Annotated in this window: 7 protein-coding genes, 3 pseudogenes and 1 riboswitch; of the genes and pseudogenes, 6 read left to right on the plus strand and 4 right to left on the minus strand. The window is 67.5% G+C overall.

All coding sequences use genetic code 11. The features are described 5' to 3' along the window. Nucleotides 1–104 precede the first annotated feature (104 nt). Nucleotides 105–653: a hypothetical protein gene (locus CV1CTNOD_RS25280; RefSeq protein ID WP_242606290.1), complete on the minus strand. Its 549-nt coding sequence runs from the start codon at nucleotides 651–653 to the stop codon at nucleotides 105–107. Here CV1CTNOD_RS25280 and CV1CTNOD_RS25285 point away from each other — a divergent pair. Next, the gene (locus tag CV1CTNOD_RS25285; protein WP_242606289.1) at nucleotides 643–915 is read left to right on the plus strand and encodes a hypothetical protein; all 273 of its coding nucleotides are present in this window, start codon (nucleotides 643–645) and stop codon (nucleotides 913–915) included. The two genes, CV1CTNOD_RS25280 and CV1CTNOD_RS25285, sit on opposite strands and share 11 nt — an antisense overlap. A gap of 91 nt (nucleotides 916–1,006) precedes the next feature. Next, a pseudogene (locus tag CV1CTNOD_RS25290) lies at nucleotides 1,007–1,501 on the plus strand (type I restriction enzyme subunit R domain-containing protein); the annotation flags it as partial. Nucleotides 1,502–1,639: 138 nt separating this feature from the next. Here CV1CTNOD_RS25290 and CV1CTNOD_RS01745 read toward each other — a convergent pair. From CV1CTNOD_RS01745 to CV1CTNOD_RS25295, 3 genes and pseudogenes are all read right to left on the minus strand, one after another. Further along, nucleotides 1,640–2,191 (minus strand): annotated as a pseudogene (locus CV1CTNOD_RS01745) (GNAT family N-acetyltransferase). After that, complete coding sequence (locus CV1CTNOD_RS01750) at nucleotides 2,188–3,309, minus strand: hypothetical protein (protein ID WP_131784425.1); 1,122 nt, start codon at nucleotides 3,307–3,309, stop codon at nucleotides 2,188–2,190. Before CV1CTNOD_RS01750 ends, CV1CTNOD_RS01745 begins: the two are co-directional and overlap by 4 nt. A gap of 107 nt (nucleotides 3,310–3,416) precedes the next feature. Continuing rightward, nucleotides 3,417–3,650, minus strand: a complete 234-nt coding sequence (locus CV1CTNOD_RS25295) for a hypothetical protein (protein WP_207386117.1) — start codon at nucleotides 3,648–3,650, stop codon at nucleotides 3,417–3,419. A 226-nt stretch (nucleotides 3,651–3,876) separates the two neighbouring features. Between CV1CTNOD_RS25295 and CV1CTNOD_RS25300 the strand changes: the two genes are divergently transcribed. The 4 genes and pseudogenes from CV1CTNOD_RS25300 to CV1CTNOD_RS01765 form a co-directional block, all read left to right on the plus strand. Continuing rightward, entirely contained in the window at nucleotides 3,877–4,209 is a 333-nt protein-coding gene (locus CV1CTNOD_RS25300; RefSeq protein WP_207386118.1) for a hypothetical protein, read from the plus strand. 251 nt (nucleotides 4,210–4,460) lie between these two features. Further along, a riboswitch (SAM riboswitch) is annotated at nucleotides 4,461–4,571 on the plus strand. Between the two features lie 22 nt (nucleotides 4,572–4,593). Continuing rightward, nucleotides 4,594–4,722, plus strand: a complete 129-nt coding sequence (locus CV1CTNOD_RS28055) for a putative leader peptide (RefSeq protein ID WP_431607052.1) — start codon at nucleotides 4,594–4,596, stop codon at nucleotides 4,720–4,722. A 294-nt stretch (nucleotides 4,723–5,016) separates the two neighbouring features. After that, on the plus strand, nucleotides 5,017–6,606 hold the full coding sequence (locus tag CV1CTNOD_RS01760) for an ABC transporter substrate-binding protein (protein WP_131784426.1): 1,590 nt from the start codon (nucleotides 5,017–5,019) through the stop codon (nucleotides 6,604–6,606). A gap of 124 nt (nucleotides 6,607–6,730) precedes the next feature. Next, a pseudogene (locus CV1CTNOD_RS01765) lies at nucleotides 6,731–7,013 on the plus strand (ABC transporter permease); the annotation flags it as partial.

Below are 7,013 nucleotides of genomic sequence, written 5' to 3' on the forward strand. Positions count from 1 at the left end.
TCGGGTCACCTGGATCGGCTAGCCCCGTCCTCCGCACGTGCGTGCGGAGGGTGTCCCGTGACCTTCGTCTGTTCAGCCGGCTGCCCGGGTGTCCGGGACGACGGTCATGAGTGCCCGGTGGACGGCGGGGTACCGCCGGCGTCCGGGATCCGGGCGAAGACGCACACGACGGCGTGGACGTCCTCGTGCCAGCGGCGTAGCTCTGCTGCGGTGAGGGAGAGCTCGTACGGGTGATGATGACCGGCGCGGGACAGGCAGGCCCAGAGATGTTCGGCTCGGGCCACAGTCTGGACGTCGAGGATGTGATGGAGGCTCAGCAGCTGCGCTCGTATGGTCGTTGACGTGACTGCTGGGTGTTCGCGGATCCACAGGTCGCGCAGAGCCGCCTCCAGGGCCAGCCGCATCAGCCACACGCAGGCATGTGGCCACAGACCGGCGGTGCCAGGACTCGTTTGGACCGGGTCGTCGATGACGACGAACCGGAACGGGCTTTCGTGCACGGTGGCGCGAGGCAGGAACAGCGCAAGACCGAGCGCGTGCAGCTCACCCTGGCTCATCACCCCGAGCGCCGCGCCGCCGACTCCGTCGACCGTCACGTCGAGGACGAGACGGCTGCGGGAGGCGCTGCCGAAGGCGACCCTGATCGCGTTCACCGGGACGCCGCTGTCCGAGGCGGACCGCAACACCCGGAAGATGTTCGGCCCCTACATCGACATCTACGACCTCACCCGGGCGGTCGAGGACGGCGATGCGGCAGTTCATCGACGGTCCAGGCAAAGGGATGATCGTCTGTGCCGCCCGGGAGATCTGCACCAACCTCTACAAGGAGATCACCGCGCTGCGCCCCGGCTGGCACGACGACGCCCTCGAAGCCGGAAAGATCAAGGTCGTTTACGCCGGCGACAGCGGCGATGAGGGTGAGGTCTTCAAACACGTCCGCCGGCCGTCGCAGAACAAGGTCATCCAGCGCCGCGCGAAGAATCCGAGCGACCCGCTCGAACTGGTCATCGTCCAGTCGATGTTGCTCACCGGGTTCGACGCGCCGCCGCTGCACACCATGTACCTGGACAAGCCGATGCGCGGCGCCGCGCTGATGCAGGCGATCGCCCGGGTCAACCGCACCTACCTGAACAAGCTCGACGGGCTGCTCGTCGGCTACGCGCCGGTCGCCGACCGGCTGCGCGAGGCGCTCGCCGAGTACACCGCCGCCGACCAGGCGCAGCAGCCGCTCGGCCGGGACATCGACGAGGTGCTGGGGAAGGTCCGTGACCTGCACGACGTCATCCTCGGGATTCTCGCCGGCTACGACTGGCGGACGGTGCTGACGAGCGGAACGAAGACCGCCTACAAGGACCCCGTGCTCGGGACGGTCAACCATCTGCGTGACCCGACCCTGCCGGCGAACACGGCCGAGGACGGACGCCAGCTCCCGCTGGCCGCGCGGTTCCGGGACGCCGCGTCCCGGCTGGAGCGGGCGTTCGCGCTGTGCGCCGTCAGCGGTCAGATCGACGACCTGCGCGTCGACATCGCGTTCTTCGAGGCGGTCAGGATCTGGATGGCGAATGACGGGTGTGGCCAGTGCCCGCCGACCCGCCGTCACCAGGACCGTTCCGCCCGTTCTGGGGAACGTCCTGACGTCTCACCCACCGGTGCGCGCCGCCCATTCGGCCCGGGTGATGACGTACACGTCTTGATCTTTGCCGTGCAGGAACTCGGTGTGGTGGAAGGTTTCGCCGATCTTCTCGGCCACCCGGATCGACTGGGTGTTGTCCGCGTCGATGACGGAGACGACCTGGTCGACGGCCAGGCGCTCGAAGGCGAACCGGAGGGAGGAGTGCGCGGTTTCCGGCGCGAATCCGCGACCCCAGAAGGGCCGGGCGATGAACCAGGCCGCCTCGACTCCAGGCCATCCCGGCTCGTTCCACAACCCGGCCCGGCCGACCAGCTCACCCGTGGCCGTCTCGACCACGGACCACAGCCCCTAGCCCCACAACGCCCAGTGTCCGAGCGTCGTTGCCATGTTCCGCCAGGCCGCGGACCGGTCCGCAGGCCCGCCGAGGTGCCGCATGAATTCCGGATCGGTCCACATGGTCGCGTAGGCATCGAGGTCTTCCGGGATGATGGCGCGCAGCGTCAGACGCTCGGTGGTGATCGTGGGGATGGTGAAGGTTGCCGCCGGCTCACCGCTCATGACGTGGTACCGGCGGTCAGCGCGGGTCGGGTCTGCCGAAGCTGGTCGGTGAAGTCCCGTACGACGGGTATCGCCCGGCGGGCGGGTACGAACATGGCGTCCAGCTGGCGGACTCGTTCGGCGACCGTGTGGGTGTGGCTCGCCGCGAGCGCTGCGAGTACCTGCATGCCGATGGTCGCCGCGGCGTCCGGCTCCGGTGACGGTCTGAGCAGATGGGCCATGGCAAGGTTCAGGACGGCGTGCTGCTCCTCCTCCGCGGAGAAGTTGCCACCCCGGGTCCGGTAGGCCGTGACCGCTACCGGCGTCCACTGGTCGACGGCCGCGGCGTCGCCGAGCCGGGCCGCGATCCCCGCGCGGAACATGGCCACCGCCGCTTCCCCGACCGGTGTTTCTCCGGGCGCCGGGCGAAAGTCGCCGGCCGTCGTCTCCATGCGGTCCAGCGCGGCACTGGCCGCGGCGGCGTCCCCGAGCGCGACATGGGTCCTGGCCTCGTAGGCGGACATCCGGGCGCGGACGTAGGGATGGTCCCAGCGGTCTGCGGCACGCAGATGATCCAGCGCGGCCGTGTAGCGGCCCGTGTAGTACGCGATCGACGAGTGCAGCGCGGCCACCGAAGCGGCAAGCACCGGTTCCCCCGCCTCGTCGGCATAGTGCTCCGACAGCATCGCGAACCGACGGGCCGAACGCATGTCCCCGGTGTTGAACGCCAACCGACCGAGGAAGAACACGAACTGGCCGCCGAGCAGGGTCACCCGCTGCCGCGTCTTGCCCGCTGTCCGGCCGTCAAGGATCGCCTCGACCTGACGCCAGCGGTCCACGACCCGGGGCAGCAGGTCGACGTGGGGAACCGGCGTGTACACCACGGCGATCTCATCGACGTCGGTTTCCAGTTCGACGAGCGTCAGTGCGTCCGGGCCAGCCGTCGAGATCCGCTGGTAGGTGTCGGCTGCGAGCGCCGATGCCGCAGCCAGGGCCGAGGTCTGGAGTACCTGCCGCCGGTCCGTGGCATCCTCCCCTCGTTGCTCTCGCGGGTCGGGTGGGTTGTGGCGTCGTGTCCGTCGTTCCTGCCATGCCTGTCCGCGCAGCGTACGCAGTTCCCCGCCGGCGTCCAGTGCCACGTCCAGCGCGTCGACGAGGTTCTCGGACGGTACGTCCCGGCCCGACTCGGCCTGTGATACGTAGGCGCGTTTGAAACCGATCGTGACGGGTCCAGATTGGCTTGGAGTCAGGCTGCGTAGAACGCGACCAGGGCGAGATCACGCTCCCGCTCGAAGTCGGTCTGATCCGCCGCTCGGTAGTCGTCACTGGTGGCCTCGAAGGTCGGGCCATCGGCGTGAGCGGAGCACCGCTTCGTGTCGGGAATCGCGTTTCTGGTCCAGACGCTGCTGGGGAAATGATGTGGGACACGGTCGGGACCTCCTGGGGTCGCGGTTGAGGCCCCGCCTGGCGTTTGGGTCACCGGTTCGGGGCCGCCTATCGTGATCGTTCCCCCGTGGAGATCCGTCTCGGTGCCGATAGCTCGCGCACCTACGCAGGTCAGCGACCTGCGTAGAAACACCAGTGCACGCAGCTGCTTCGGACTTAAGGAGTCGTAATGAAATAAGTAATGCAACTGCAGGCCTCTGATCGGGGCAAACGCGCCTCAAGAAAACAACTAATTTATTTACGACTACTAAGCTTGGTTTATGAGCTTCAGGAGGATCACTATCAGTGTCCCGGAAGAGATCGCGGCGAAGGCGCAGCGGGCTGCCGACGCCGGCCAGGTGGAGTCGGTGTCGGCCTACTTCGCCGGTCTGGCTGCTGCCGAGCCGGACTGGGCGCAGGCTCAGGAGATCCTGGACCAGATGATCGAAGAGGCTGCCGGGTTGGACGATGCCGCGCGTGGCTGGGCGCGATCGGTGCTGGAAGCTGGCGATATTGATGTGTTACTGGTAGAGAAGCTTCGGGCCACGGTTGTCACCTCTGATCCGCACGATCTACACAAGTTGGACCCCGCGCTCGGCCTTGTCGTGGTCTGACGGCGCTGTGGTCCCGGCCAAAGGGCCAAAGGTGACGGGATCATGCTTCTTCCGTCGCCGGAGGCCCAAGTCCCCGGGTTGCTGGAGGAGGCAGTGGGGGAGGGCAGGGGGCGGCAGATGTGCGCAGTCCCGATCACGGTCTTCTCGTCCTTCGAGCGCGGGGGACTTCATCCTCGGCAGCTGGAGGCGCCCGGCTGTTTCTCTACTTTGTCAATCGATATTGACGGATAATCCGCGGACGGGTAGCTTCAGGCGCCGAGCGTCAGCGTCAAGCTCTGGCTTGCTGGCCGGCAACTCTCGTCCGCGGTCGGGCGCTCCGGATGAGAGCCCGGTGCGACGAACCAGTCGCGCAGGCGTGTGTCTTGGTTGTAGGAGGAAGCCAGCGTGCAGCAGTCGCATGGCCGTGCCTGCGCTGTTTCGCCGTGCCGTACCCCGGCGACCTTCTCACGACGGCACATCGACCTGCAGCGAGTAACCAGCTGTCTGTGTTGTAGCTACCGGCCCCTGAGCTGATACCGGACCCGCTCGCCGTTGGGCGCGGCGGTCCTCACGCGACTGGCCCCTGTTGCCAGGGCGCGGTGCGCCTCTCAACATCATGTGCCCTCTGACCTCAGCAGTCCTGGCGCCGTGCAGGTCGGCGTCATCGTGTCTGTCACTCGGCGTCATCGTGTTCGTTGCGTTGTCCGTCCCGGTCCGTCCGGGATTGGAGTGCGCGGGCACGCGGTCCCACCGGTGGCTTCTTCGGATCCCTCGCAGGAGAGAACTGTTGTGAATTGATCATTTCGGCCCGGACCCACTCGGTGGGCGGTGGCTGTTGCCGCGCTCGCCGCGGCCTCGACGTTGTTGAGCGCCTGTGGCTCCGATGACGACGAGCCCGCGAGCGGCGCGAGCGCCGGTGCGGGCCGGGCGGGGGGCACGCTGACCTTCGCGGTGGGCTCGGACGCGGGATGCGTGGACCCGCAGCAGGGAGGCAGCAACGACACGGTCTACTCGCTGCGGCAGATCGTCGACTCGTTGACCGACCAGAACCCCCAGACGGGCGAGATCGTGCCGTGGCTGGCGGAACGCTGGGAGATCAGCCCGGACGCGAAGACGTTCACCTTCCACCTGCGGCCCGGCGCGACGTTCAGCGACGGGACGCCGGTGAATGCGCGGTCGGTCAAGGACAACTTCGACGCGATACCGAAGTTGGGCACGTTGGCCGTCCTGGGGCAGGGCTACCTCAGCGGTTACGAGGGCACCACGGTGGTCGACGACCTCACCGCCGCGGTCGCGTTCAAACAGGCGAACGCCCAGTTCCTGCAGGCCACCTCGACGTTCTCCCTGGGACTGGTGTCGGGGGCCAGCGTCGCCAAGACCCCGCAGCAGCGCTGCCGCGACGGTGTGGTCGGGTCCGGTTCGTTCGCGCTGTCCAAGTACGTGCCAAACCAGTCGATCACGTTGGTGAAGCGCAAGGACTACAACTGGGGTTCGTCCCTGTGGGCGAAGAAGGGTGAGGCCTACCTGGACACGCTCGTGTTCAAGGTGGTCCCCGAGGCAGGTGTGCGCACCGCCAGCCTGGCCTCCGGCCAGGTCGACGCGATCGGCAGCGTGAGCCGCTCCGACGAGTCGGCGCTCAAGGGCGGCGGGGTCAACCTGCAGGCACGGGCCAACCCCGGGGTGGTGTTCAGCCTAGGGTTGAACAACTCCAGACCGATCCTGCAGGACGAGAAGGTGCGGCAGGCCATCCTGTTCGCTATCGACCGGCGGCAGGTCGTCGACACGGTGTTCCCGACCGGCACCCAGCCGGCGACGAGCATCCTGGCGCACACGACCCCGAGCTACCAGGATCTGAGCTCGGGCGTGCTCTTCGACGCCGCCAGGGCCAGATCGTTGCTGGACTCCGCCGGCTGGACGCCCGGCGGTGACAGGATCCGGCAGAAGGACGGCACCCCGCTGCGCCTGACGGTGGACTGGTTCACCAACGCGGCTACCAACAAGTCGACGCTGGAGCTGATCCAGCAGCAGCTGAAGGCGGTCGGCATCGATATCGTGTTGAAGGAGCAGCAGATCGCCCAGGTGGTCCAGATCCAGAGGTCGGGTGACTTCGACGCGCTGTGGGGCAACCTGACCCGTGCCGATCCCGACATTCTGCGCAGCCAGTACTCCACGCAGCTGGCGAACGCATACAGGCTGCCGCCGACCCAGCTCGACACCGTGCTCGCCGACCAGGCGGCCGAACCGGACCCGGCCAAGCGGCAGAGCCTGGTGGCCCAGGCCCAGCAGCTGATCGTGCAGAACGCCTACGTCGTCCCGGTCGTGGAGCTGCAGACCGAGCTGGGCGTGTCGAAGAACGTCCACAACCTGGACTTCGAGGCGTCCAGCCGGATCCAGCTGCACGACACCTGGAAGAGCTAGGACGACCTGAAGAGCTGGACGCGTTTTCTCGGACCCTCGTGCACGAGAGCATGCACGACAAGAGCGTGCACGCAGGCATGCACGAGGACTGGGACAAGATTGTCAGGCGGGAGGAGAGCAGCGGATGCGGCGTTACGTGATTCGGCGTCTCGCGCAGGCAGCCGGCGTGCTGTGGGCGGCCTACACGCTGTCGTTCCTGGTGCTGGACTACCTGCCCGGCGACCCGGTCTCGGCGATGGCCGGCGCCGGAATGGATTCCTCCTCCATCGACCCGGCGCGGCTTGCGGAGCTGAAGAAGCAGTACGGGTTCGACAAGCCGGTGCTGGTGCAGTATGTCGACTACCTGAGCAAGGCGCTGCATGGCGACTTCGGTGACTCGGTGTCCACCGGCCGGCCGGTGGACACCG

The organism is Protofrankia symbiont of Coriaria ruscifolia, from assembly GCF_900634745.1.
Classification (GTDB): domain Bacteria; phylum Actinomycetota; class Actinomycetes; order Frankiales; family Frankiaceae; genus Protofrankia; species Protofrankia californiensis.